At 70.9% G+C, this 25,117-nt stretch carries 21 protein-coding genes and 1 pseudogene; 9 read left to right on the forward strand and 13 right to left on the reverse strand.

Annotated features, from left to right (window positions below; genetic code table 11):
* The first annotated feature begins 201 nt into the window (after positions 1 to 201).
* Positions 202 to 1,101 (forward strand): alpha/beta hydrolase, encoded by a 900-nt coding sequence (locus ACFWBB_RS13160; protein ID WP_385270202.1) that lies wholly within the window; start codon positions 202 to 204, stop codon positions 1,099 to 1,101.
* Positions 1,102 to 1,105: 4 nt separating this feature from the next.
* Here ACFWBB_RS13160 and ACFWBB_RS13165 read toward each other — a convergent pair whose 3' ends face one another.
* The 7 genes from ACFWBB_RS13165 to ACFWBB_RS13195 all read right to left on the reverse strand — a co-directional run bounded on the left by ACFWBB_RS13165 (position 1,106) and on the right by ACFWBB_RS13195 (position 10,508).
* Positions 1,106 to 2,911 (reverse strand): RICIN domain-containing protein, encoded by a 1,806-nt coding sequence (locus ACFWBB_RS13165; RefSeq protein WP_385270204.1) that lies wholly within the window; start codon positions 2,909 to 2,911, stop codon positions 1,106 to 1,108.
* A 66-nt stretch (positions 2,912 to 2,977) separates the two neighbouring features.
* Positions 2,978 to 5,113, reverse strand: coding sequence for a beta-galactosidase (locus ACFWBB_RS13170; protein WP_385270206.1), 2,136 nt, complete (start codon positions 5,111 to 5,113; stop codon positions 2,978 to 2,980).
* A gap of 36 nt (positions 5,114 to 5,149) precedes the next feature.
* On the reverse strand, positions 5,150 to 6,082 hold the full coding sequence (locus ACFWBB_RS13175) for a carbohydrate ABC transporter permease (protein ID WP_385270208.1): 933 nt from the start codon (positions 6,080 to 6,082) through the stop codon (positions 5,150 to 5,152).
* Positions 6,079 to 6,948 (reverse strand): carbohydrate ABC transporter permease, encoded by an 870-nt coding sequence (locus ACFWBB_RS13180; RefSeq protein ID WP_385270210.1) that lies wholly within the window; start codon positions 6,946 to 6,948, stop codon positions 6,079 to 6,081. Before ACFWBB_RS13180 ends, ACFWBB_RS13175 begins: the two co-directional genes overlap by 4 nt.
* Position 6,949: 1 nt before the next feature.
* The gene (locus tag ACFWBB_RS13185; RefSeq protein ID WP_385270211.1) at positions 6,950 to 8,347 is read right to left on the reverse strand and encodes an ABC transporter substrate-binding protein; all 1,398 of its coding nucleotides are present in this window, start codon (positions 8,345 to 8,347) and stop codon (positions 6,950 to 6,952) included.
* Between the two features lie 286 nt (positions 8,348 to 8,633).
* Entirely contained in the window at positions 8,634 to 9,779 is a 1,146-nt protein-coding gene (locus tag ACFWBB_RS13190; protein ID WP_385270213.1) for a LacI family DNA-binding transcriptional regulator, read from the reverse strand.
* Between the two features lie 165 nt (positions 9,780 to 9,944).
* Positions 9,945 to 10,508, reverse strand: a complete 564-nt coding sequence (locus ACFWBB_RS13195; RefSeq protein WP_385270215.1) for a hypothetical protein — start codon at positions 10,506 to 10,508, stop codon at positions 9,945 to 9,947.
* 446 nt (positions 10,509 to 10,954) lie between these two features.
* On the opposite strand from ACFWBB_RS13195, the gene ACFWBB_RS13200 reads away from it, so the two are divergent.
* Complete coding sequence (locus tag ACFWBB_RS13200) at positions 10,955 to 11,407, forward strand: flavodoxin family protein (protein ID WP_385270217.1); 453 nt, start codon at positions 10,955 to 10,957, stop codon at positions 11,405 to 11,407.
* Positions 11,408 to 11,912: 505 nt separating this feature from the next.
* On the opposite strand, the gene ACFWBB_RS13205 is transcribed toward ACFWBB_RS13200, so the two are convergent.
* On the reverse strand, positions 11,913 to 12,380 hold the full coding sequence (locus ACFWBB_RS13205; protein ID WP_385270219.1) for a hypothetical protein: 468 nt from the start codon (positions 12,378 to 12,380) through the stop codon (positions 11,913 to 11,915).
* A 510-nt stretch (positions 12,381 to 12,890) separates the two neighbouring features.
* Here ACFWBB_RS13205 and ACFWBB_RS13210 point away from each other — a divergent pair.
* Complete coding sequence (locus ACFWBB_RS13210) at positions 12,891 to 15,161, forward strand: M4 family metallopeptidase (protein ID WP_385270221.1); 2,271 nt, start codon at positions 12,891 to 12,893, stop codon at positions 15,159 to 15,161.
* 290 nt (positions 15,162 to 15,451) lie between these two features.
* Here the strand turns inward: ACFWBB_RS13210 and ACFWBB_RS13215 are convergent, their stop codons facing one another.
* Positions 15,452 to 16,156 (reverse strand): hypothetical protein, encoded by a 705-nt coding sequence (locus tag ACFWBB_RS13215; protein ID WP_385270223.1) that lies wholly within the window; start codon positions 16,154 to 16,156, stop codon positions 15,452 to 15,454.
* A gap of 154 nt (positions 16,157 to 16,310) precedes the next feature.
* Between ACFWBB_RS13215 and ACFWBB_RS13220 the strand changes: the two genes are divergently transcribed.
* Together ACFWBB_RS13220 and ACFWBB_RS13225 are read left to right on the forward strand one after the other, a co-directional pair.
* Positions 16,311 to 16,583, forward strand: a complete 273-nt coding sequence (locus ACFWBB_RS13220) for a hypothetical protein (RefSeq protein WP_385270225.1) — start codon at positions 16,311 to 16,313, stop codon at positions 16,581 to 16,583.
* 212 nt (positions 16,584 to 16,795) lie between these two features.
* Positions 16,796 to 17,128 carry a hypothetical protein gene (locus ACFWBB_RS13225; protein WP_385270227.1) on the forward strand — a complete coding sequence of 111 codons (333 nt, stop codon included), beginning with the start codon at positions 16,796 to 16,798 and terminating at the stop codon, positions 17,126 to 17,128.
* A gap of 162 nt (positions 17,129 to 17,290) precedes the next feature.
* Here the strand turns inward: ACFWBB_RS13225 and ACFWBB_RS13230 are convergent, their stop codons facing one another.
* Positions 17,291 to 18,256, reverse strand: coding sequence for a hypothetical protein (locus ACFWBB_RS13230; protein ID WP_385270337.1), 966 nt, complete (start codon positions 18,254 to 18,256; stop codon positions 17,291 to 17,293).
* Positions 18,257 to 18,276: 20 nt separating this feature from the next.
* Complete coding sequence (locus ACFWBB_RS13235; protein ID WP_385270229.1) at positions 18,277 to 18,903, reverse strand: PadR family transcriptional regulator; 627 nt, start codon at positions 18,901 to 18,903, stop codon at positions 18,277 to 18,279.
* A gap of 235 nt (positions 18,904 to 19,138) precedes the next feature.
* On the opposite strand from ACFWBB_RS13235, the gene ACFWBB_RS13240 reads away from it, so the two are divergent.
* Complete coding sequence (locus tag ACFWBB_RS13240; RefSeq protein ID WP_385270231.1) at positions 19,139 to 19,966, forward strand: chitosanase; 828 nt, start codon at positions 19,139 to 19,141, stop codon at positions 19,964 to 19,966.
* On the opposite strand, the pseudogene ACFWBB_RS13245 reads toward ACFWBB_RS13240, so the two are convergent.
* Positions 19,951 to 20,466, reverse strand: a pseudogene (locus ACFWBB_RS13245) (acyltransferase family protein); the annotation flags it as partial. The gene ACFWBB_RS13240 and the pseudogene ACFWBB_RS13245 overlap by 16 nt on opposite strands.
* Before the next feature lie 100 nt (positions 20,467 to 20,566).
* Here ACFWBB_RS13245 and ACFWBB_RS13250 point away from each other — a divergent pair.
* On the forward strand, positions 20,567 to 21,016 hold the full coding sequence (locus ACFWBB_RS13250; protein WP_385270233.1) for an ATP-binding protein: 450 nt from the start codon (positions 20,567 to 20,569) through the stop codon (positions 21,014 to 21,016).
* Between the two features lie 360 nt (positions 21,017 to 21,376).
* Here the strand turns inward: ACFWBB_RS13250 and ACFWBB_RS13255 are convergent, their stop codons facing one another.
* On the reverse strand, positions 21,377 to 22,702 hold the full coding sequence (locus ACFWBB_RS13255; protein ID WP_385270235.1) for an alpha/beta fold hydrolase: 1,326 nt from the start codon (positions 22,700 to 22,702) through the stop codon (positions 21,377 to 21,379).
* 362 nt (positions 22,703 to 23,064) lie between these two features.
* Here ACFWBB_RS13255 and ACFWBB_RS13260 point away from each other — a divergent pair, with 362 nt between their 5' ends.
* On the forward strand, positions 23,065 to 23,757 hold the full coding sequence (locus ACFWBB_RS13260; RefSeq protein WP_385270237.1) for a hypothetical protein: 693 nt from the start codon (positions 23,065 to 23,067) through the stop codon (positions 23,755 to 23,757).
* Positions 23,758 to 23,806: 49 nt separating this feature from the next.
* Positions 23,807 to 24,868 carry an AraC family transcriptional regulator gene (locus ACFWBB_RS13265; RefSeq protein ID WP_385270239.1) on the forward strand — a complete coding sequence of 354 codons (1,062 nt, stop codon included), beginning with the start codon at positions 23,807 to 23,809 and terminating at the stop codon, positions 24,866 to 24,868.
* The last annotated feature ends 249 nt before the right edge of the window (positions 24,869 to 25,117 follow it).

Below are 25,117 nucleotides of genomic sequence, written 5' to 3' on the forward strand. Positions count from 1 at the left end.
GCCCTTTTGAGCGTGCGCGTAAGGGAGTTGGGCGGATCGGCTCCGCCGACGGGAACGTGTGCTCCCGTCTCCTCGTCCCGGGGTCGAATTTCCGCGGGGTGAGGTGCCGCACAGGGAGTGGCGCGTTCGGCCCTGGCGGTGCAGGATGACCTCCACTATCAGGAATCCTGTTGATTCCGCGTCGCGAGGACGGACCGGACCATGCCTCTCAGCCCCAGATTCCAGGCCAGGGCCATCCAGCTGCTGCTCGGCGCGACCATGGCCCGGGTGCACAAGGACCTCCGGTTCGCCGAGGTCCCCAAACACACCGAGACCCTCCAGGTGGAGACCGGTGCCGGGCCGGTGACCTGCACCGTCTACCGTCCGTCCGGCACTGCCCCCGTCGGCCCGCCCGCCCCCGTCTACGTCAACTTCCACGGCGGAGGGTTCATCGTCGGGCGCCCCGAACAGGACGACCACCTGTGCCGCCGTATAGCCGCCACGGCCGGCTGTGTCGTGATCAACGTCGACTACGCCGTCGCCCCTCAGCGGCCGTTCCCCGCCGCCGTCACCCAGGCCTACGACGTCACCGCGTGGGTCGCCGCGAACGGAGACAAGGGCGGCTGGGACGGCTCCCGGCTCGCCGTGGGCGGACACAGCGCGGGAGCCAACCTGGCTGCCACGGTGTGCCGCACGGCCCGGGACCGCGGCACCTTCTCGCCGCGCCTGCAGATCCTCGACTCCGGCCCCCTCGACATGGTCACCGATCCCGCGGCCAAGCTGTCCCGCACCGAGAAACCGCTGCTCACCCCGCGCCTCATGCGGATCTTCACCGACGCCTATGCGCCGGATCGGGCCGGGCGTGCCGATCCGCTCGTCTCGCCCGGGCTGGCCGACGACCTCGCCGGACTGGCGCCGGCCCTCGTCATCACCGCGGAGAACGACCGCCTGCGCGACGAGGGTGACGCCTACGCCAAGGCCCTGGACGCCGCGGGTGTGCCGGTCACGCACCGCGTCTTCGAGGGCGTCGACCACTACTTCACCCACACGGGCCCGGTGCCGGCCGGAAAGGAGGCCATCACACTGATGGCCTCCACCCTGCGCACGGCACTCGGCGCCTGACCTCCTACTGGACGAGTTCCCAGTCCTGCGAGCCGTCCGTGAGCGGGGTCCGCAGGGCCGGCGGCGCCCCGGCGGACGCACCGGTCAGGTACAGGCCGGTGTTCTTGACGGACTGGAGCCGGTAGAACCCGTCGGCGGTCTTGACGAGGTTCCAGCTGCCGGTGGCGCTGTTGTCGACCCACTGGCCGATCTTCTGGCCGGCCGTGGCGTTGCCGGTCCAGATGGCCGCCGCGCGGCCGCCCGACTTGTTCAGCAGGTTCACGCCGCCGTTCGGCTCGGTCGTCACGTGCCAGTACTGGGTGTCCGTGATCGCTGCCGCGCCCCGGTCCTCCATGACCACGTCGGGCACGTCCGCGTTGCCGAGGTTCGCGTCGTTGGTCTTGTTGCCGGTGCCGATCACCTGGCCGGTCCTGCGGTTCACCAGCTGGTAGTAGGCACCGTCCGAGTCGCCGAGGTCGACCTCGGCGTGGGCGATCGTGGACGTGCCCTGGTTGTTGAGGATCGCGACCCGTCCGGTCCCGTCGACATACTGCAGGTTGCGGCTGTAGCCGGCCGGCGAGGTGGTCTGGTACTCCGTCCACACGCCGTCGCTGCGTCCGCTGTCGTCGACCCAGACGTCGCCGCTGCCGGCCGCGTTGTAGACCAGGCGTCCGTCGGGAAGCGCGATGATCACCGGACTGCCACCGGTCGCGAGAGGCCGGGAACCGGCGACGACCGGCAGCGAGGTGACTCCCATGCCGGTGGCGGAGCCGCGGAAGAACTTCAGCGGGTCGTCCGCGAGCACGTACCTGGTGTTGGCGCCCCCGCCCCAGTACTCGAAGGTCAGCAGCCACCGTCCGTCCGTCGTCCGCACGACGTTCGTCATGCCCGGCCGGCCGCCGCCGATCTCCTTCTTCCCGCCGCCCGTGTCCTGGTCCGACCCGGCGATGTCGACGACGGGATCGCTCCAGTTCTTGCTCTTCCCGTTCCAGGTCCTGTGCACGAGGATCTGACCGTGCGAGTCCGCGGCGGTGTCGTTGGCGGGGTCGAGGGCCGGCACACCGGTGACCGGGTCGAAGCCCGTGTAGTCGTTCTCGTCGGAGTAGTAGGCGACGAGCTTGTTCTTGTAGACCATCAGGTACGGCTCCCAGAGGGGGTCTACCTGCTTGTCCGTGTTGGCCTTGGCGATGTTCTGGCCGACCGCGCCGGCGCTGCCGCCCTGCCAGCCGCCGGTGGCGATGATATTGACGACCTGCCAGGTCCTGCCCTCGTCACCGCTGGAGTACAGGGCGATCGCCAGGTCCTCGCGATCCCCGTCGTTGTCCGGCGTCCAGCCGGGGTCGGCCGCCTTGTGCTCCTTGTAGTAGTGGTCGTCCCCCGACACGACACTGGCCAGGAGCAGCGTGCCCTTCCTGAGGTCGCCGACCCTGTCCGGCAGGACGTAGAGGTACGGGTTGGTCCAGTTGCTCGTGTACTTCGCGTAGCGGGGGTCCTTGGAGAGGTACGCCGGAGCCTTGACCTCCGACAGCGGCTGCCAGGACGTGCCGTCGTCGTCGCTCCTGTAGACCGGCAGGGTCTGCCCGTCGGCGCTGCCCGACGCGGACACGACGGTGGACTTCTCGAACGACGCCACCAGACGTCCGCTCGGCAGCTCCGCCGACTTCGGGTAGACCGCGCAGTTGCCCCGGCCCTTGAGGCACGGCTCGCTGCCGAGCTGGTAGAGGGTTCCGCCCGTCGGGTTGTACGCCTGCGCGCCGGTCATGGGGATCGTCAGCAACGCGGACGCCGCGACGGCGGTTCCCAGCGTCCGGCTCAGTCTTCTGCTCTGCACAGCTTCTCCTCGGGGGACGGTCACGTCGATGTCTGTAGGGGTGAGGGGTGAAGGCGGAGGCCGGGGTCAGGAGACGAGGACGCGTACGTCCCAGGGGCCCAGGTCCAGTGCGGCGCTCGCGGGGACGGCGGCGCCGGTCAGGACGTCGGAGAGGTCCGTGGGGGCGACGACGCTCACCGGCTCCCAGCTCCAGTTGTGGACGATGTGCACGCGGCGCCCGTCGGGTGCGGTTGCGGTCGTCGCGGTGACGGAGGCGGGCAGGTCCCGCCAGGCGTGCCGCGCGGCCGGCGCCAGCCACTCGGCCAGCACCCGGGCGAGGTCGCGCCCGGGCGCGGTGCCGACGTACGTGACCCGGCCCGCGCCGTGCGGGCGACTGGTGACCGCGGGCCAGCGCCCGAAGTGCGGGTGGTCGTACGTGACGAGCACCTCGGCGTCGATGACGGTCAGGCCGTCGGCCCAGCGGGTCGCCGTCGCACCCTCGGGGAGGTCGAGCGGGCCCCCAGACGCCGACCGCACGGGAACTTCCCCGACGAGGTTGCTGAACTCGTCGTACCGGACGCCCGCGACGTCGGTCAGACGGCCGGGAGCCGCCTCGTGCCGGGCCCGCGCCTCGTGGTCGGCGTAACCGGTGCGCGGGCCGAGGACGAGATGGCCGCCGGCCTCGGCGTAGGCCGCGAACCAGTCGAGCGTCGAGTCTGCCGCGAGGTACAACGCCGGTACCACGAGCACGGGATGACGGCGGACGGCCTCCTCGGGCGACAGCCCCTCCCGCTCACCGCGCGGGTCGTGCAGCCGGCGGGCGTGCACGATGCGCACCTGGCGGCCCGCCTCGAACGCGCCCCGGTAGAAGGGGTCGAAGAAGCGGTGGTAGGCGGCCGGGTCCGGTTCGCCGTCCGGCTTGGCCAGCGGTGGGTACTTCTGCATCAGCCACTTGCTCGGCGTCGAGTACACCATCGTGATGTCCGCGTCCGGTTCGAGTCCGGCGACGAGTTCCCCTGCCGTCTCGAACTCCGCGCCCAGACGCGCGAGTTCGGCGTAGGTACGGCCCGGCTGTCCGGTGTGGGGGAGGACACCGCCCCAGTAGGTCTCGGCGCCGAAGTGCAGGGTGTTCCAGTGCCAGTACTCGATCATGCGGGCGCCGCGCGCGACGAGCGCCCAGGCGGCCTGCCGCCACTGACCGTCGTAGGCGGGGCGGTTGTCCCACGGGAAGCCGATGGAGCCGGCGTTGGTCTCGGTGACGAGGAACGGCTCCTGGCGGGAGGAGAACATCCAGTCGGCGGTCTGGTACAGCGCCCAGACACCGGTGGTCTTCCAGATCTGCTCATGGCCGTCGGGCGTCGGGTCCGGCAGCAGCAGACCGTCCTGCATGCCGTAGTACGGGTTACCGGAGGCGATGTCGAGACGATCGGTCAGCTCGTCGTCCTCCACCGCGGGGCGGGTGTAGGAGATGCAGGTCGTGACGAACTGCCCGGGGTCGGCGTACTCGCGCACGACGTCGGCCTGCCAGCCGATGAACTCGGTGACCTGCCGGGCCTGGAACGCCCGCCAGGCCACGTCGTACTGGGGCTGCGCGTTGCCGTCCGGCGTCCACAGATCGGCCCACGTCGACAGGCGGTGCGACCAGTAGACGAGGCCCCACTCGCGGTTGAGGGTCTCGACGTCGCCGTAGGTCTCGCGCAGATGGTCCACGAAGCGCTGGAAGACGCCGTGGTTGTGGAAGAGCTCCAGGCCCGGCTCGTTGTCGACCTGGAAGCCGATGACCGCGGGGTGCTCGGCGTACCGGGCGACGACTGCGCGGATCACCCGCTCGGCGTGGAACCGGAATGCGGGGTGGGTGAAGTCGACCTCCTGACGGGCGCCCCAGCCGATGCGCTCACCGGTCCGCCGCTCGCCCGTGATCTCCGGGTACTGCCGGGCAAGCCACGGCGGGACGGCGTACGTCGGGGTGCCGAGGACCACGGAGATACCACGTTCATGGGCACCGTCGAGCACCGGCTGAAGCCAGTCGAGGTCGAACCGCCCGTTCTCCGGCTCCCAGGTCGACCACACCGACTCGCCGACCCGGATGACGGTGACATGCGCGTCGGCCATCAGGTCGAGGTCGGTCTTGAGGCGCTCCTCGGGCCGTTCGGTGCCGTACGGGGGCCGGTACTCGTGGTAGTACGCGGCGCCGAAGAGGACGCGGGCAGGCAGAGCCGCCATGAAGGAAACCTCCGGGGAAACAAAGGGGGGAAGGGATCACTGCTTGACGCCGCCGGCGGCCAGGCCGCTCTGCCAGTACCGCTGGAGCAGCAGGAACGCCACGACGAGCGGCACGATCGAGAGGAGGGAGCCGGTCACCACCAGGGCGAGCATGTCGCTGCTGGAGCCCGCCCCGCCGTTCTGCGCCTGCGCGGCCCAGGAGGAGAGCCCGACCGTGACGGGGTACAGATCCGGGTCGTTCAGCATGATCAGCGGCAGGAAGTAGTTGTTCCAGGTCGCCACCAGGGTGAACAGCAGGACCGTCACCAGGCCGGGAGCCAGCAGCCGCAGCGCGATCCGGAAGAAGATCCGGGCTTCGCCGGCCCCGTCGATGCGGGCGGCCTCCAGCACGCTGTCCGGGACGGCGTCCTGCGCGTAGACACGCATGAGGTAGAGGCCGAAGGGGTTGACCAGGGAGGGCAGGATGACCGCCCAGGGGGTGTTGACCAGGCCCGCCTTGGCGAAGAGCAGATAGGTCGGGATCGCCAGCGCGGTGGTCGGGACCATGACGGCGCCGAGCACCAGGTTGAAGGCGGTCCGGTCGCCGCGGAAGCGGAACTTCGCGAACCCGTACCCGCCGGCGGCCGCGAGCAGCGCGGCCCCGACCGCGCTGACACCCGCGTACATGACCGTGTTGAGCAGCCAGTGCACGAACACGCCGTCGTCCTGGGTGAAGGTCTCCTTGATGTTCGTCAGCAGCTGCGGGGCGTGCGAGAACCACAGGCCGAAGCTGTTGAACAGGTCCTGGGTGCTCTTGGTCGAGGCGATCAGCAGCCAGAGCAGCGGCAGGAGGAAGTACGCCAGGGCGGCCAGCATGACGATCGTCAGCGGGGTGCTGCGGCGGGCCCCGCGTGGACGGCGACCCGGCGGAGTGGCGGGGGCCGGCCGCACCGGCTCGGCGGTCGTGGCCGTGGGGGTCGTGGTCGTCACGCTGTCCTCCTGCGGTTCGCGGTGAGCAGGACGGCGTAGGAGGCGATCACGATGACGAGGCCGAGGAGGAAGGACACCGTGGCCGCGTAGTTGACCTGCTGTCCGGTGAAGGCGAGCGTGTAGGCGTAGAGGTTGGCGGTGTAGGAGCTGCTGATCACGTCCGGGGCGATGGTCATCAGCAGCTTCGGCTCGTTGAACAGCTGGAAGCTGCCGATCACCGAGAACAGCAGGGTGAGCATCAGCGCCGGGCGCAGGGCCGGCAGTTTGATCGACCAGGCGATCCGCCAGGCGCCGGCTCCGTCCACCGCGGCCGCCTCGTACAGCTCCTCGGGGACGGTGCGCAGGGCGGCGTACAGGATGATCATGTTGTAGCCGACGAACTCCCAGGTCACGATGTTCGCCAGGCTGCCGAGCATCCAGCCGCCGCTGAGGAAGTCCGGGACGGGCAGGCCGAGGCCGCGGCCGAGCTGGGCGAAGGGGCCGAAGTCCGGCCCGTACAGATAGCCCCACATGAGTGCGGCGACCACGCTCGGGACGGCGTACGGGACGAAGATGCCCAGCCGGATGACACGGGCGAGCCGGAGCAGCCCGCTGTCGAGGGCCAGGGCGAACACCAGCGCCAGCAGCAGCATCAGGGGCACCTGGATCACGAAGAACAGTGCGACGCGTCCGATGCCGTGCAGGAACTGCGGATCACTCAGGGCCTGGACGTAGTTGTCGAGCCCGACGAAGGCCGTACCGCCGATGAGCCGTTCCTGGAACAGGCTGAGATAGGCGGCGTAGCCGAGCGGGGCGAGGAGGAGGAGCAGGAACAGCACCATGAACGGTGCGACGAACAGCGGCCCCGCCGCCCGTTGACGGCTCATCTCAACTCCCCTTGACGGTGAAGCCCTGGTTCTTGGCGTACGAGGTGAGCCGTGACTCCCAGGTGCCGAGCGCGCGGAGGGTGTCGGACTTGTCGGCGAGGGACTTGCCGACCGTCTCGGTCCAGTCGGTCGCCGCCTGGTCGAGGAACGGGGGCCACTGGAAAGTGGAGTTGACCGTGGAGCTGATGTCGGCGAAGACCTGGTTGACCTTCTGGCCGCCGTAGAACGAGGGCGCGTCCGAGACGAACTCGGCGTCGGAGAGCAGGGCCTTGGTCGCCGGGAAGAAGAACTGCTCGGTGGCGAACATCTTCGCGCTGGCGGGGTCGGTGTTGAGGAACTGCGCGAACATCGCCGCCGCTATGGGGTTCTTGGTGGAGCGGATGACGGCGGTGGTGGAGCCGCCCCAGTTGCCCGAGCTGGGCCTGGCGGCGTCCCATTGCGGCAGTGGGGCCGCCCGCCACTTGCCCGCGGTGGCCTTGGCGGAGCCGGAGAGGAAGACGGGTCCCCAGGCGGCGGTGATCCAGGTGGCGTACTTGCCCTTGTTGAGGGCCGCGTACCAGGAGTCGGTGAAGTCGGGCTCGACGCCGATGACCCCCTCCTTGGCGAGCCCGCCCCAGTACTCGCCGAGCTTCCTGGAGGTGGCGTCGTCGACGCTGATGGTGATGTCGCTCTTGCCGGAGGTGACGTACGGCTTGGCGCCCGCCTGCCACAACAGGCCGTGCCAGGCGGCGACCTGATTGGCCGCCAAATTTGTCAGATAGACGTCGGGGTCGGCCTTGTGGAGCTTGCGCGCCGCCGCGGCGAACTCGTCCCAGGTCTTGGGTACGTCGATGCCGTGCTCGTCGAAGATGTCCTGGCGGTACAGCATGCCCATCGGGCCGGTGTCCTGGGGGATCGCCCAGACCTCGCCGTCGCCGCCGCCGACCTGGCCCCAGGTCCAGTCCACGAAGGTGGACTTGAGCGCGGAGGCGCCGTACGGCCGCAGGTCGAGCAGGCTGTCGGTGATGGTGAAGGTCGGGATGGCCTGGTACTCGATCTGCACCATGTCCGGGGCGCCGCTGCCGGCCTTCAGCGCCGTACGCAGCTTGGTGTACTGCGGGGTGCCCTGACCCGCGTTGACGACCTTGACCTTGATGGCCGGGTACTTCGCCTCGAACAGTGCGACCTCCTTGTCGATGTTCGGGACCCACGTCCAGAACGTCAGCTCGGTCGGGGTCTTCATCGCCTTGTCGATGTCGGCCTGGCCGACCGGCTCGGAGGACGCGGACGAGCCGCCGGAGTCGCTGCCGCCGCAGGCGGTGAGGGCGGCGCCGAGCGACAGGGCGCCCGTCGTGGTGAGGAACAGCCGGCGGTTCATCGAGGAGCGGCCGGACATGGACGTGAAGGTGTTCTGAGGCATGGCGAACTCCCGCCGGAGGCGATGGTCACGGCACGCCGGACGAGGGCGTGCTCAGGCATGGTGAAGGAGGGTGTGAACGCGACGACCGGGGCTGACTCGCCGATGCGGTCGAGGCGGGGGAGGGGACTGCGACGGTCGGAGACCCGGCTCGGGGCCTGCCGCGATCAGCGGCGGCCCGGTGCGGCTCCGGCAACGGGACGATGGCGAGTGGCACGGACGGTGCAGCGGCTCGTCTTCGGGTCACGCGCGCGGCCAGGAGTGCGGTCGGCCGGCCCGGTCATGCTGTTCAGTGCGGTGTCGAGCGGCCTCCGTTCGCGTGCGGCGGAGTGTGCGCGGCGCCGCGGGACCGGGCGGCGGCGGTGCGCTGCCCACGAGCCGGGGTCGTCCGGTTCTGTGGGGGCGCGGTCGAGGAACGGACGACGAGGTCGACCGGTGGGTCGTTCGCCGGCAAGGGGTCGGCGTCCGGCTTCTCGATGGCGTGCACCAGACGTTTGAGGCCCTCCTGCGCCACGGCGTCGAACGGTTGCGGCACCGTGGTCAGCGGAGGAGTCACATGGGCGGCGACCGGGATGTCGTCGAAGCCGACGACGCTCACGTCCTGAGGCACCCGCCGGCCCGCCTCCGTCAGCGCGTGGATCAGACCGATCGCCATGTCGTCGTTGGCGGCGAACACGGCCGTGACGGCGCCGTCCGCGGCGAGTTCCTGTCCGGCGGCATATCCGGACGCGGCCGACCAGTCGCCCTCGACGACCGGCGGCACGTCCTTGCCGTGGGCGGCCAGCGTCGACCGCCAGCCTTCCAGCCGGTCCCGGGCGGCGTACCAGCGCTGCGGTCCGGCGAGGTGATGAACCGTCATATGACCGAGCTGCAGAAGGTGTTCGGTGGCGATGCGGGCCATCAGGTCGGCTCCGTCGCCCGCGGTCAGCACCGTGGGCGCGGCGACGGGGGACGGCGCGCCGAGGACGAGGACCGGCACGTCGACGCGCAGGCCGACCTCACCGTCGGCTCCCTCTTCGTCGATCGGCTCGGAGATGACGATGCCGTCCACGCCCTGGTCGAGGAGCGAGTCCACCGCGCCTGCGATGCCCGCCGGGTCACCTTCCACCGTGTTGACCACGCGGAGGGCGTATCCCGTGTCCCGCAGGGCGCGCTCGACCCCCATGAGCAGGGAGGCGGGGCCGTACAGGGCCGTGCCCAGCGTCACCACACCGATGGAGCGGGTCCGTCCGGAGGCCAGCGCCCGGGCGGCGTTGTTGCGCCGGTAGCCGAGCTCTTCGGCGGCTTCGAGGACTCGTCGGCGTACATCGGCGGAGACGTACTGCTCGTCGTTGAAGACCCGCGAGACCGTCTTCTGCGAGACACCGGCCAGGCGGGCCACGTCCACGCTGCGTGGCGCGGCGGAGTTCCCGCCCCGCCCTGTTCCTCGCGTCATGGTCTCTCCCGGTGGCCGCACGTCCGAACGATATTGCCAGACGTTCTCCGCATGACTGCGCAGTCATGTCTGCGCTGACATGTCTACGCAGTCATAAGAGGGCCGTCAAGAGGTGGGACCGCATCTGTCACATACGGCGGGCGGGGCGCCGGCCGCTTCGCGAGGTCAGTTCGCCGGCAGCCACTTCTCCAGGGCGCCGATGAGACGGTCGAGCGCGGGCTCGTGGGTGGAACGGTCCGTCGTCACCGTGCGGCCGTCGAACTGAAGCGTGTACTGGAACCGGTCGGCCGCCCCGCCATCCAGGGAGAACGCGGGGACATCGGCCAGCGCCGGATCTCCGAGCAGTGTTCGCAGCGTCGTGAACTGGGCCGTGGTCGTGCGGCGCACTGCGGACCCGCCGCCGTCGGTGGTCCGGACCGTGCCGTCGCCCCGCAGGACCACCTGCCGGTTCACCCCGGCGAAGCCGCCGCTGACCGTCATGGCCACCAGCCTCTGGTCCGGCCCGGTGACGGGCACCGGCGACGGACTCGCCGTGGCCGGAACCGACGCGGAGGGGGAGGCGGAGGGAGCGGACGGGGCGGGCGATGTCGGGGGGTCGGACACGGTCACCGTGACGACGGTCTCGTCCGTCGGTTCCGCCGCCTTCCCGTCGTCCCCGCCCCCGGAGGAGCAGCCGGCCAGCGCCAGCGCCGCGGCCGCGCACACCATCACCGAGCTCCGAGTGAGCACCTCGTCCTCCCTGAGTGTCGTGTGCTTCCGGGTACCCGGCATGTCGGTTCGCCATGCCGCGAGTTCCGGTCACCGGGCTTCGCCCGTTCTGTCACCCTGGCACCCGATCCGGTCTGAAGGCCGTGAAGGCCGTGAAGGCCGTGAAGGCCGTGCGGAACAGGCGTGAACCCGGGTCGCGAACCCGCGGCGCGGCGGCACGCCGTCCGGTGGCGGCGTACGGCGGTCGGCCGAGGCGTGTGGCGACGGGCGGCGACGTGTGGCGGTCGGCGGCGGTGCGTGGTGACAGGTGGCGGCGGATGGCGGTCGGCGGCGGTGCGTGGCAGCGGATGGCGGTCGGCCGAGGCTTGTGGCGACCGATGGCGGCGCGTGGCGACCGGCGGCAGCATGGGCGACCGGCCGCGTCGCCGCTTGCGGCCGGGCCGGGGGAGCGGGCAGTGTTTCGTGCCGTGGCCACTCTGCTGATCGTCCATCACACTCCCTCGCCCCACTGCCAGGCGCTGTTCGAAGCGGTCGTCTCGGGCGCGACGGCGCCGGACATCGAGGGCGTCCGTGTCGAGCGGCGGGCCGCCCTCGCGGCGACCGCCTCCGACGTGCTGGCCGCCGACGCCTACCTGCTGGGCACCCCGGCCAATCTCGGCTACATGTCCGGCGCGCTCAAGCACTTCTTCGACCAGATCTACTACCCCTGCCTCGACACCACCCGAGGCCGGCCCTTCGGCTACTACGTGCACGGCGGCAACGACGTCACCGGCGCGGTACGCGGCATCGAGACCGTCACCACGGGCCTGGACTGGCGGCGGGCGGCAGAGCCGGTCACGGTCACCGGGGAACCCGGCAAGGCGGACCTGGCGGCCTGCTGGGAGCTGGGGGCGACGGTCGCGGCCGGCCTGATGGACTGATCGGGGCCGCGACCGCCTACGTCAGGGCCCGCCCAGCCCGGTGGGCGTGGTTCTCGGCGACCCGCTGGCCCCGGCCGTGGGTGGTGCACGGCGACGGCAACGCCCGGGTGTCCTCGGACGGCGGGCAGAAGCCCCCCGCCGAGCCGGAGGCCGTCGCCGCGCCGGCCGTCCTGGGGCCGCTCGACGGGTCGGCGCACCAGGCCGCGAGGACGAGCAGGGCACCAGGGGGAGCAGGGGGAGCAGGGGGAGCAGGGGGACCAGAACCCGGGCGCCGAGCCGCCACCGTAGCCGTAGCCGTAGCCGTAGCCGTGTCCGTAGCAGTGTCCGTAGCCGTGTCATGCCTCGATCATGTCGGGCGGGTGGGACACGGCGGCGATGTCAGGTGGTCGGGGTGGACGGGGTGGACGGTCCGGGAACCGAGCGGCCGGGAACGAGCGGCTGGGAACGAGCGGTACGAAACAGGAGGCCGGGACCGGGTCGCCGGGGCCCCGCGCCTGGAATCGGCTCAGTTCCAGAGCGGATACGTCACCGCACGCCCGAACTGGTCCGGCCGGTCCCCGAGATACGTAAGGGTGATCCGGCTGTAGTGCTGCACCTGCGGGTGCTTCTTCCACGGCTGCGGCCGGTCCAGCTTCACGACGACGGCGTACGGGTGGAAGTGGCCCGCCGCGCAGTAGGGATCGCAGTCGTTGACGACGTTGACTCCCGTGGCCCGTGCCGAGCCGGCGCCCCAGCTGTCCCAGTGCAGCGAGACCAGCCGGCTGTTGCCGTCGCCGCAGGCCAGGATGAAGTCACCGGGCCGCACCTGAGCGTGCCAGAGGCAGTCGACCAGCACGGGTTTCGTGGTCTGCCGCACCGCGGCCGCGCGCGCCGTGGCCGGTGACGCGGCCGGCACGGCCGAGGCCGAGCCGACGGCCGCCGTGAGGCCCAGCGCCGCACAGAGCATGACCGCTGTTCTCGTCGTGTGTCGCATGTCCGCTCCCGCCCGACCGAACCGGGAGCCGTCTGGGTGCCGCGCCCCGGTGGGATTCTCTAACGACGCTACGACGACAACCGGCAGGAGACCACTCGAACGGCTCATGCCGTGCTGCGCGGCCGTGACCAAGGCGGAGGCGCTGTGCCGTGTCCCGGGAAACTCCGCCCGCGCCATGGGGTTCGCGCCCGGATCCCCGCATTCCCCCTTTCGGGCAGGCGGGCCGCCCTCGCGGCTGAAAACGTGCGCCGAGCAGGCCGGATACCCGACCGGGCATGGTCATTTCAAGCCGTTGTTTTGGCATTCCCATGACAAAACTGTGCACGCAGTGCCACGCTGCTGCCGAAGTTCACCATTCCTTCACACCCGCATCATGCGGGGCATCCCCCACTCACCCCCCACCTCCTTCCACCCGCCTCCCGTGCAGCGCTCCGGACCGGCCCCATCCCGTCGGTCCGCCCCCACTTCGGCCCGCACCCCGGGCCGACCGTCGCACAGAAGGAGAACACGTTGCCCCGGCGACACCGCCCCACCCTCCGGCGCAGACGCGCCACCGCCCTCGCGCTGACGACCATCGGAACCCTGCTCGCCCTGGGAGCCCCCGCCGGCACCGCCGGTGCGGCCCCGGCCGACCCCGGTCCGTCCAGGATCACCGCCACGCCCCGCGAGGGAGCCGCCAATACGCCCCTGTCGCCGGCCCGCCGCACCGCACTGATCAAGAGCGCGCAGGCCGCGGCCGGCACCACCGCCAGGCAACTCGCCCTCGGCGGCCAGGAGAAGCTCGTCGTGAAGGACGTCGTCCAGGACGCCGACGGCACCACCCACACCCGCTACGAGCGCACCTACGCCGGGCTGCCCGTCCTCGGCGGCGACATGGTCGTCCACCTCAAGGGCAACCGCACCACCGTCTCCAGGGCGAGCGGGGCGACCCTCACGCTGCCGTCCCTCAGCCCGAAGCTCTCCGCGGCCAACGCCGCCGGCAGGGCTCTCGCGTCCGCGAAGAGCGCCGAAGTGGCCGGCACCGGGACCGTACGAGCGCCCCGCCTCGTCGTCTGGGCCGGCACCGCCAAGCCCGTCCTGGCCTGGGAGACGGTCGTCGAGGGCGTCCAGCGGGACGGCACGCCCAGCGAACTCCAGGTGGTCACCGACGCGGCCACGGGCAAGCAACTCCTCGCCGCCGAGAAGGTCCACACCGGCACCGGCACCGGCCAGTACGTCGGCACGGTTCCCGTCGGCAGCACCCAGTCGGGATCGACGTACCAGCTCACCGACGGCGGCCGCGCCGGGCACAAGACGTACGACCTCAACCAGGGCACGTCCGGCACCGGCACCCTCTTCACGGACGACAACGATGTCTGGGGCGACGGACTGCCGTCCAACCGCCAGACCGCCGGTGTCGACGTGGCCTTCGGCGCCGCCGCCACCTGGGACTACTACAAGGACGTGTACGGCCGCAACGGCATCCGCAACGACGGCGTCGCCGCGTACAGCCGGGCGCACTACGGCAGCGGCTACGTCAACGCCTTCTGGCAGGACAGCTGCTTCTGCATGACCTACGGCGACGGCTCGGGCAACACGCACCCGCTGACCGCCCTCGACGTGGCCGCCCACGAGATGAGCCACGGCGTCACCGCCGCCACCGCCAACCTGACCTACTCGGGCGAGTCTGGCGGTCTCAACGAGGCGACCTCCGACATCTTCGCCGCCGCCGTCGAGTTCCACTCGAACCTCGCCGCCGACCCCGGCGACTACCTCGTCGGCGAGAAGATCGACATCAACGGCAACGGCACCCCGCTGCGATACATGGACAAGCCCTCCAGGGACGGCTCCTCCCGCGACAGCTGGAGCTCCACCCTGGGCAGCGTCGACGTCCACTACTCCTCGGGCCCCGCGAACCACTTCTTCTACCTGCTCTCCGAGGGCAGTGGCGCCAAGACCGTCAACGGCGTCGCCTACGACAGCCCGACCTACGACGGTCAGGCCGTCACCGGCATCGGCATCGAGAACGCCGCCGCCGTCTGGTACCGGGCGCTGACGACTTACATGACCTCGTCGACCGACTACGCCGCCGCCCGCACCGCCACGCTGTCGGCCGCGACCGACCTGTTCGGCGCCTACAGCCCCACCTACCTCGCCGTCGCCGACGCCTGGGCCGCCATCAACGTCGGCAGCCGGATAGCCCTCGGCGTCAACGTCGCCCCGATCGCCGACCAGACCAGCGGCGTCGGCCAGGCGGTCAACCTTCAGGTGGACGCGTACACCACCAACTCCGGCGCGGGCCTGACCTACGAGGCGACCGGGCTGCCCGACGGGCTGACCCTCAGTGCGAGCGGTCTGATCTCCGGGACGCCGACCGCCCTCGGCACCAGTGACGTCGCCGTCAAGGTCACCGACAGCACGGGCGCGTCCGTCACGGACACCTTCACCTGGCGGATCGCGTACGTCTACGCCACCGCCACCCGCGTCGACATCCCCGACAACGGCGTCGCCGTGGAGTCCCCGATCACCATCGCGGGACGCGACGGCAACGCCTCCGCCACCACCTCGGTCTACGTCAACATCGTCCACACCTACCGCGGTGACCTGACGGTCGACCTGGTAGGCCCCGACGGCACCGTCTACTCGCTCCTCAACCGCAGCGGCGGCTCCGCCGACAACGTCGACCAGACCTTCACCGTCGACGCCTCGGCCCAGCCCCTCACCGGCACCTGGAAGCTGCGCGTCCAGGACCGCGCGTCGATCGACGTGGGATACATCCAGCGCTGGCAGCTCACGCCGTGACCGCACCAGACACCGACCGCCCCACCGCCTGACCGCCCCACCGCGTGACCGCACCACCGTGTGACGGCACAACTGCCTGACGGCAGACCGCTCGACACCGCCGCCCGGGTCGCTCCAGACCCGGGCGGCGGCCTGTCCGGGAGGGGATGGCCGAGGGGTCCCCTCGGGAACCGCCGGATGACGGTTCCCGACTACGTGGACCGGGTGGAGAGCCCCCGCCACCCGGCGGCAGTCCCCGTCTCGGCGCCCGACTGCGAAGGGTGGGACAGGACGCCTGAGCCCGGCGGGCCTCAGCCACGTCCGGGCGGGGCGACGATCCCGCCCGCGAGCTGGGTCAAGGACGTGCCGCGCGCCCACAGCAGCAGCCGGGGACCGTCGATCAGATACGTGTGGCCCTCGCGCGAGGCCCACACCTCGTCCCGGTGCGTGAACGTCCCCCGGTGCACGACGAGCCGCAGCGGGGGACCGGCATGCGCCCGTGGACGCGTCCGAGCACGGCAGGAACAGGCCGACTCCTCGTCGGGCAGCGGCTCGGCCACGGGACGGAAGGCCACGTCGAGGAGCTGCCCGCGGCCGTCACGGGCGGCGAGATGGAGGGTGTCGTGGCGCGGTGGCGGCAGCACCCGCCAGCCGTCCCGCCGCAGCATCCGGGCCACGGCGACGACCAGCTCGGGCATGTCCAGCTCCGCCAGCTCCCGGGCGGTGTAGTACCCGCCCCGCCGCCGGGCGGGACGCCGGGACCGACGGCGCAGGACGGCGGCGGCCACCACGGGCGGCACGAGGAACAGCGCACAGACCGGCCCGCCGAACGCGCGGTAGAGCAGCGCGAGTCCCCCGAGTGCGGCGCACACGAGGACGATCGAGGCGGCGAGGGCCGGCAGGACCTCGCGTAACCGGGGGCCGTCGCGGCCCGAGGCACGCAGCTCACGAACGGCCCGGCGTCTGCGGGCACGCGCCGACTCACCGCCCGGCCCCCGTTCCCGCCTGCGTGCCATCAGGGTCGGCCCCCCCCACCCCATACACAACGATGCGTAAGGGGTGGATACCCGTCGGGTCGGCCATCGCCCCCGGATGACGCTTTTTCGCCGGCGTCTTGGCCGAAGACCGCCCAACGGGCCGTTGTCAGTGGTGGGTGACAGGCTGCTGGTCATGGACGAGGCTGAGTTCTTGCGGGGCCGGGTCTACGGCGCCGACCACGACGACGCGGGCCCCCGCCCTGAGCGCGCTTACGCGCAACTGGTGGGGGGCCCGCTGGACGGACTGCTGCTCGACGTCACGGACCGGTCCGATCACGAACTGCGCGAGGTGGCACTGATCACGGAGATAGGCCGGTACGGACCCGGCGGCCGTGCCCTGTACGGGCCACGCGGCGCCGACGGCCGCCGGTTCGACTGGCGGGGCGACGCCCCGGGCGCTCCCTGAACCAGCCGCGGTCCGTACGCGGTGCTGCTTCAGATACGGCCCGTCGACGCCGACCTTTCCGGGCCGGCTTCCTGAGCGAACCTGCGCACGGAAGAGCCAGGGACATGACATCTCCGCACAAGGGATCGGCGGAGGGGCGGAGGTGTGCGATCACCCGCGCCCCAGCGACCGGAACGATGGCTTCCATCCCGGGAGGGTGATCAAATGTGCGAATGTCCACAGGATCCACACCCGCCGCTCGGATGGCGACGGCCGCGCCGACGGTCCGTCATGGCTGGCACAAGCTGCTGTTCGGCCTCTTTCTGCTGGGCCGCGCGACCCGCATCCCGGCCGCGTTCGACGGCACGACGGGGGCGACCCCGTCGGGCTGGTGGAACGTGCTCTGGGAGGTGCTTCTCCTGGTGCTGGCCGCCTTCGCCGTCAGTGAGTGGGAGATCCTCAACGCGGCCTCCTGGCGCATGCCCGTGTCGCAGTGGATCTACATGGTCATCTTCCATATCGGCCTCATCGGATTCCTGACGACCCTCATGCTCCGGCTGCTCTAGCGTCTCGCCGTTCGCGCGGCGGCGGAGCACGGTGTGCAGCATGTCGTCGGTGAGGACCGGGGGCCGACCTCCGTGGGGTGCCGGGATGCTCCGGGAGAGGGCCGTTCGCGAGAGTGCGGGGTTGGCAGCCCGGGGACAGCCTGCCCCCACTCATCGTTCCCTTCAGACACTGAAGCGTTCGACGAGCATCCTCATGGTGTCGAAGGAGGGCTTGGGGGAGTAGTCATCGGTGGTGAGCCCGAATCGATGGAACAGTCCCGTTCGGGCGCTGTCGGCATCTCGCAGCGCGAAATGCGTGTAGCCGCTCAGATGGAGTTCCTCCGATTGGGCGGCGATCACATTTACCACCGTCTCGACGACGTCGGCCTGCCGGTGCGGGTGGCGTTCGGGTCCGGTGGGCCAACCGTGCTCGGTGATGTGCAGCGGTAGGTGTCCCAGGCCGGCGGGTGCCAGCACCGAGTCACGGTGATGCCGTAGCAGTCCCTCGACAGCGTGCGCGAGGTCGGACGCGTCGACGGGTTGGAAGACGTCGGGGAAGAAGTCCAGGCCCACGTAGTCCAGATCGGCGATGAAGTCTCCTCCCCCGAGGCTGGTCAGGTCGGTGACGAAGGAGGTTGCCGGCCCGAAGAGAGGAGTGGTGTTGAATCCGACCCGTAGGGCTGTGTACCCGAGTTCACGTGCTCGCGCTTTGACGACGGAAACCCCACGGACGAGCGCCTCGCGCACCGCCGGGTAGTAGCCGTCCAGCGTCGGGTTCGACGTGACGTTGGGCTCTTCCGTCACTTGCAACGTGCTCGTGACCGCGCCGTACTGCTCGACCAGCTCACACAGGAAGGCGCAGTAGCCGTCGACGTCCGCGGCCGCGGACCGGTACTGCGCCACCAGGTCCAAGCGGCGCCCCCGGACGGCGTATTGGGCTGCGGCGGCCGGCGCCGCGGTCGCGTGTGGCTCGCCGAGACGGGTGGCGTCGTCGAAGCCTATGTAGGCGCGTACCAGGAACGGACGGCCTGACCGGCCCTGGAGGCGGTCGAGTGCACTCGACACGAGGGCCGGGTCATCGGGCACACCGCCGGCCAGGCCCCCGGTGTCATCACCGGCGACTCCGCCCGGGTAGATCCCGAAGAGCATGCCGTCGTGCGCTGTCGGTGTCACGCGTTCGATTCCCTTCGGTTCGGAGTTACCGGGGAGGTGGGGGTTGTCGCCGAATCGGTCGGCCACGTCAGTGCGCCGGCGCGGAGGTCGCCGATGACCGAGTCGATCCATGCCATCTCGGCGCGAGCGAGGCACAACGCGTATTCGGCTTCGATGACGTGCAGGCGGGGTACGCCGGCCGCCAGGGCCTCCGCGAGGCGTTCTTCGTCGGCGGCCGTGCGTTGCCGGAGGCGTTGGGCGCGCTCGACCAGGGCCTCCACGGCGCCGCTCACCCCGAGGGCGCCGAGATAGGTGACCGCGCCCAGGAACTGCGAGAACTCGCGCTCCGGGTTGCGGATCTGGAAGTCCAGCCGTCGTACGAGTTCGTCGCGCCCCTCTTCCGCGAGGGCGTAGACGGTCCTCTCCGGACGGTTTCCCAAGCGCTGCCGGCCTTGTGAGGCAATCCATCCCGCTTCGGTCAGGGCGGCAACGGTGTTGTAGAGCGTGCCCCGCGTGATCGCGGCCGCGTGGTTGTCGCTGCGTTTCCGCAGCTCGGCAAGCATCTGGTGCGGGTGTGAGGGCTGTTCGAGCAAGAGACCCAGCACTGCCAGAACGAACGGGTTGTCGAGAGCGCGACGGGGCATAGTCGAACTCTATCAGTCTAAATAAACTATAGGGACTCCTGCAGGAACTGGATTCGCGTCGGAGGGCTCACAGGCCTGTAGGCCGCCGCCCTTGCCGCGTCCGTTTGTTCGATCGTACGAACATGGCTCCGATGGGGTTACTTCTGGCGTTCGAGCTTGATAGGAAACTTTCCTGTCAGTTGCAGTGCAGAGCCATTCCACCCCCCACTCCCCATCTGGAGCCACTGTGGTGCACATGTCCCGGCCGGTCGACGGCCCCGCCCCCACCTCCCGTCGCCTCTTCCTCGCCCTCACCGGCGCCCTGGCGGTCGCGCCGCTCCTCGACGCCCACCGGGCGGCCGCGGCCACCGCCGCGACGGGTCTCGACGACCCGGCGAAGAAGGAGATCGCCATGAAGCTGGTGTCGAGCGCGGAGAACTCCTCGCTCGACTGGAAGGCCCAGTACCAGTACATCGAGGACATCGGCGACGGCCGCGGCTACACCGCCGGCATCATCGGATTCTGCTCCGGCACCCACGACATGCTCGACCTCGTACAGCTCTACAGCGACCGCAAGCCCGGCAACGTCCTCGCCAGGTACCTGCCCGCCCTGCGCGCGGTCGACGGCTCCGACTCGCATGCCGGTCTCGACCCGAACTACCCGAAGGACTGGCGCAAGGCCGCCCAGGACACGGCGTTCCAGCAGGCCCAGAACGACGAGCGCGACCGCGTCTACTTCGACCCCGCCGTCAAACAGGGCAAGACGGACGGCCTGCGCGCCCTCGGGCAGTTCGCCTACTACGACGCCATCGTCATGCACGGCGACGGAACCGACCCCACCAGCTTCCGCAACATCCGCAAGCGTGCGCTGACCAAGGCGAAGCCGCCGGCCCAGGGCGGCGACGAGACGACGTATCTGAACGCCTTCCTCGACGCCCGGGTCTGGGCCATGAAGCAGGAGGAGGCACACAGCGACACCAGCCGGGTCGACACCGCCCAGCGGGTGTTCCTGCGCAAGGGAAACCTCGACCTCGAGCCGCCCCTGAACTGGAAGGTGTACGGCGACAGTTACCACATCGGCTGAGTGCCCCTCGGCGATCCCTGCCGGACGCGGCGCGCCGGCCTGCGGCCCCATGCCCGACCCGGTACCTCGACGTACCGATGGGTCAGCGCGCACAGCGGCAGCAGCACGGCGAAGAACGCCACTTCCAGCGCGGGATCGTCGCGTAGCCCCCGGCCGACCGTGCCGTCGGTCACCGCCAGCAGCACCGGATGGACCAGGTAGACCGAGTAGCTGATCGTTCCCAGCGCGGTCAGCGCGCGCGGTACGCGCCGGTGGTGGCGCGACGCAAGCCCGGCGCCGAAGGTGAGCACGGCCATCAGGAAGGCCAGGATCCAGCCGCGCCGGGTGAAGTGGGAGCCGTCGCCGTGCCCGTACGCGCTGCCCAGCCCGCAGACGAGCACGACGGCGGCCACACCGGCCACGCGGCACCAGCTGCTCCGGCCGTTCTCGGCCCGGTGGACGGCGGTGCCGAGGAACATCACGGCGAGGATCACCAGGCCCTCCCACGCCCTTGCCGCGCCGGCCGGTGCCGTGCTGAAGGGTGAGTGGTACGGCTGGGGCGTACGGGGTCGGTTCGTGGGTAGTCGCGCCGATATGAACGGGGTAGCGAAGGCGGTCCGGATGACACCTGTCCCGCCCGGTGAGGGTTCCTCCGTCCCCGGCGGGGACCCTGCCGGGACGATGGTGGCGCTGGATGGGAAAGACGGCTGTATCGCCCGGGCGCGCCGGCTCACCGGCGACTTCCTGGGCCGTGTGCGGAGCCGGGACGGTCTGGCCGTGTCGGCGCGGGCGATGGATCTGTCCCAGCTCGTGGTGAGCGAGCTGGTCACCAACGCGCTCAGATACGCTCCCGGGCCGGTCCTGCTTCAGCTGCGCATCGTCGGGGCCGCGGTGGAGATCATCGTCTGGGACAGCGATCCGGTGCTGCCGGTGCCACGCGCACCGGATCCGACGCGGGTGGGCCAGCACGGCCTGGAGATCGTGCGGGCCGTCGCGGACGACCTCGAAGTGGCACGGGAACCGGTCGGCAAACGGATCGTCGCCCGCCTGAGGCTGTCCGAAGGACCGTGAACCGGCCCGGGTGTCCGGTGACCGCTCACCGTTCCTGGCCCCCGACGGGAAACCCGTCGACGACGTGAGAAGGTCCTGGTGGGCCGGGGGGCCGTAGTGGCGGTCGCCGACCGGCCCGAGGCCGGGGTGCGCCCCGACCTGCGGTACGAGTGCGTGTCCGGCCGCCCGACGGCCCGGCCGCGGGCCGCCCGGCGGGCCGGTGCGACGCCGGCACCGGCAGGCCCGGCACCTCGACGTGGCCCGCACCGTGAACTGCGAGCCGAACACTGCGTCATGCGCCTGGTCCGGGCCCCAGGCCGGGGCACGGCGGTGGCCGGTACGCCGGGACTGCGCGTACCGGCCACCGCCTGTTGACTCGTGTCAGGGCCGCAGCGGAAGAGTGGCGCAGTTGGACGTGGCAGGCCTGCCGTCGAGCCGGTCGGTCAGCCAGGAGATCGCGTCGCCCTGGTCGACGAGCAAGGGTGTGACGTGGTTGAGCAGGGACCGGCCGAGGCCCGGCAGGATCACCGGCTTGTAGGTGACGTCGACGCCCTTGGCGCACCACGCGACGGCGAGGGCACGTGCCTGAGCGTGCGGCACCAGGTCGTCGGCGGTGCCGGTCGCCACCCGCACCGGGGACGTCGGTTCGAGGGTGCCGATGCGCTGGTCGGCCAGGAACGCCTTGAGAGCCGGTTCGGACTGGATGATGTCGCTGAGGGAACGCCCGTCCGTGGTCCAGGCGGTGCTGTTCGCCGAGTTGTAGGAGAGCAGGGCGTCGCCCACGCACATCGTCGAGAGGTCCTTGAGCGCGGCGCGGCCGACCGCGTTCAGGTGGGCTTCGGCGATCGGCGCGAGGGCGGGATCGGACTCCAGGAAGCCGTTGACCGACCAGCCGAGCGCGCCGGCCAGGTCGCTGCCGTCGATGGCCTTGGTGACGGCGACCAGGTCGGCCGGCGGGGCCCCGGCGTAGGTCCCGGCGAGGGCGACGTCGGGGGCGTACGAGGGCTGGAGTTCGGCGGCGGCCGCCGTGGCCCCGCCGCCCTGGCTGTAGCCGTACAGCGCCACCCGGGACCCGGCCGTCAGCGACGCGGTGTCGAGGGAACGGGCGGCGCGTACGGCGTCCAGGACGGCGTGCGCCTCGTCGATCCGGTTGACGTAGGTGTGCAGCCGGTCGGTCGCGCCCAGTCCGGTGTAGTCGGTGACCACGACGGCGATGCCCCGGGCGAGGAGCCGGTAGATCGCCAGGTCCTCGTAACCCACGGACAGCGTCTGGCTGTTGACGGAGAGCGGGTGTTCGAGGCCGAGGGAGGCGGCGCACTGGTCGCCCTGGCCCATCGTGCCGGGGGCCACGGCGACCAGCGGACGCGGTCCGCTGCCCGTCCAGCGGGCCGTCGGTTCGATGTACGCGCCGGTGACCGCCATGGGGCGGTCGGCCGAGTCCGTGGACTTGTACATCAGGCGGGTCGCCGTGCCGGGCAGCGGTCCCTGGAGGCCCGGCAGGCTCAGCGCCAGAGGCAGCGGTTCGGAGCGGATCAGGGCGCCGTCGGCCGCGGGAAGGGGGGCGGGCGGGTTGTAGAACGTGGGTATGGTGACGCCGCGCGAGACGACGGCGTCGGACTGCACGGTCGCGTCGGCGGGTACCGCGGTGACGCCGAGACAGGCGGCAGCGGTGACGGCTGCGGCCAGCAGGCGGGTGGGGGCGGGCATGGCGGACCTCCGGAAAGGTGGGAGGCCGAGCCTTCGTCTGCGGCTCGGGTGGCGGACGGCCCGGTGGGGTTGCGGACCGTGACGACCGAGCGGCGCGGGGCCTCGGTCGTCCACCGCTGCCCCGCACCGCTCTTAGACGAACTGTCAGGACCGTAGCGAGGGTTGGGTTACCTCGGGTAGCGGCCGGTAGGTTACGTTTCAGTAATATGACTGCCCAGTAGTAAGGCGGTAGCAATCCGAAGTCTTCACTTCGTTCACACCGGTGATCAGACGCACCACAGCGAACGCCCGTAAGTGATCCTTTGGCGGCAATCTCTGACAAAACAAGACCGCGGAGTTGCCTGTCGCTAGCGTCCCGAGCCATGAACACCGACCGCACGCGCGGAGCCCGACTCGGCGACCAAGGCTCCCGCGACCAAGGCTCCCGCGACGACGACTCCCGCGACCACGGCTCCCGCGACGACGCCTCCGTGCCGCCCCCGCCCGGCACCCACCACTCCTCGAACCAGACGGCGACCGCGAGCGGCAGCGCCAGGATCACCCAGAAGAACACCCAGTTGAAGTTCTCGATCCCGGTGATCGGGCCCCTGATCAGCATGGCGTACGCCCATCCGCTGATCGCCGCGGTCACCGCCGTGGCGGTGGTCGGGGGAGGCGGCGCGGCGGTCAGTGCGGCTCTGCCCGACTCGACGTCCTCGCCCTCGACCACCCTGCTGCGCGGCTTCGTCATGGAGCGGTCGGAGGGTCAGAAAGCCCCCAAGGGCTACGACTTCACCCCCACACCGCCCGTGGTCGCCGATGCCGGCACCGACGCCCTCTACCTCCAGGGCGGCTTTCTGATGTCCACCAACGGCAAACTGGCCACCTGGGGTTCGTCCGGGGTGCCCACGGCGGAGGGCTGCCGGAAGGCAGTCGCCGAGAGCCCGGTACGGGAGGCGGCGGTCTCCGTCGGTTACGCCATGTGCTACCTCGACCGCAACGGCGATCCCGGCTACATCACCGTCACCGCCTCCGAGACCGACTCCGTCACCGTCGACACCGCCCACCTGGGCTGACCCGACCGCTGCCCACAGGGCTGTGGTACCGGTGTGGTTGACTACGTCCGTGTTGCACGAGTCGGTCTTCCGCACCACGGACCTGCCGGTGGGCGCCCGGTTCGAGGCGTGGGCGGAGCGCATGGGCCGCACCCACGCGCCCATGCAGCTGGCCAGCGACCACATCGCCGACTACCACGGCCACCAGCGGGTGATCGAACTCGGTGACGTCGTGATGTGGTCGGCGACCTTCGACCACCTGGTCTTCCGCCGCACACCGAAACTCATCCGCCAGTCCGACCCCGAGAGTTACCACCTGTCCCTCCTGCTGAAGGGCGAGGGAGCGGCCGACTGGGGCAGACACCGGGCGGCCTACCGGATCAACGACTTCCACACCAACTCCTCCTCCCGGTCCTACGAGATCGTCACCGGCCCCGACCCGGTCACCCTCGTCGCCGTCGAGCTCCCGCGATCCCTGGTGGCAGTGCCCGGACACCGCGCCGACCAGGTCATCGGGCGCCGCGTATCGGGCCGCGAGGGCGTCGGCGCACTGCTGGCGCAGTTCCTCCTCCAACTCGTCGCGGACACCGCCTCCTACCAGCCCTCGGACGGGCCCCGGCTGGGCACGGTCGCCACGGACCTGGTCACGGCCGTCTTCGGACACGCCGTGGACGCCGACCTCCGGCTCCCGCCCGAGACCCGCGACCGAACCCTCACCCTCCACATCAAGACGTTCGTCCGCCGTCACCTGGCCGACCCGGACCTGACGCCCGCCGCGATCGCCGCCGCGCACCACGTCTCCCGCAGCTACCTGTACCGCCTCTTCCAGGCCGAAGGCCTCACCGTCGCCTCCTACATCCGCGAACAGCGACTGACGAACGCCCATCGCGACCTCGCCGACCCCCGGCTGCGCGACCTGCCCATCCACGCCGTCGGCGCCCGCTGGGGCTTCCCCCGCGCCGCCGAGTTCACCCGGGCGTTCCGCACCGCCTACGGCCATCCGCCCAGCGCACTGCGCGAACAGGCGCTGGCGCGGAACGTCTCCTCCCCGGCCGCGTCGGTGGACGCATCGCCAAGCAGATGTGGACCGTCCGCCAACGACACGCCGTCCTCCGCTCCCGCATCCTGGTGATCACCGCGGCGCACAGCCGCGACGCCCGGGGCCGTGCCAGGACGACGGGGGAGTCCTGGCACGGCACGGTCATCCGCCGCCGCGCACCGGCCCGCACTGCTCGAGTGGTGACGGTCCGGCCACGGGCGTAGCGTCTAACGGTGGACCCGACAGTGGACGCCTCGTCCACTGACCTCTCCCAGGGCCCGCTCCCGAGCGGGCGACACGTCATGAGCAGCCTTCCGCAGCCGACCTCAGCGCCCCGAACCA

Source organism: Streptomyces sp. NPDC060000, from assembly GCF_042737375.1.
Taxonomy (GTDB): Bacteria; Actinomycetota; Actinomycetes; order Streptomycetales; family Streptomycetaceae; genus Streptomyces.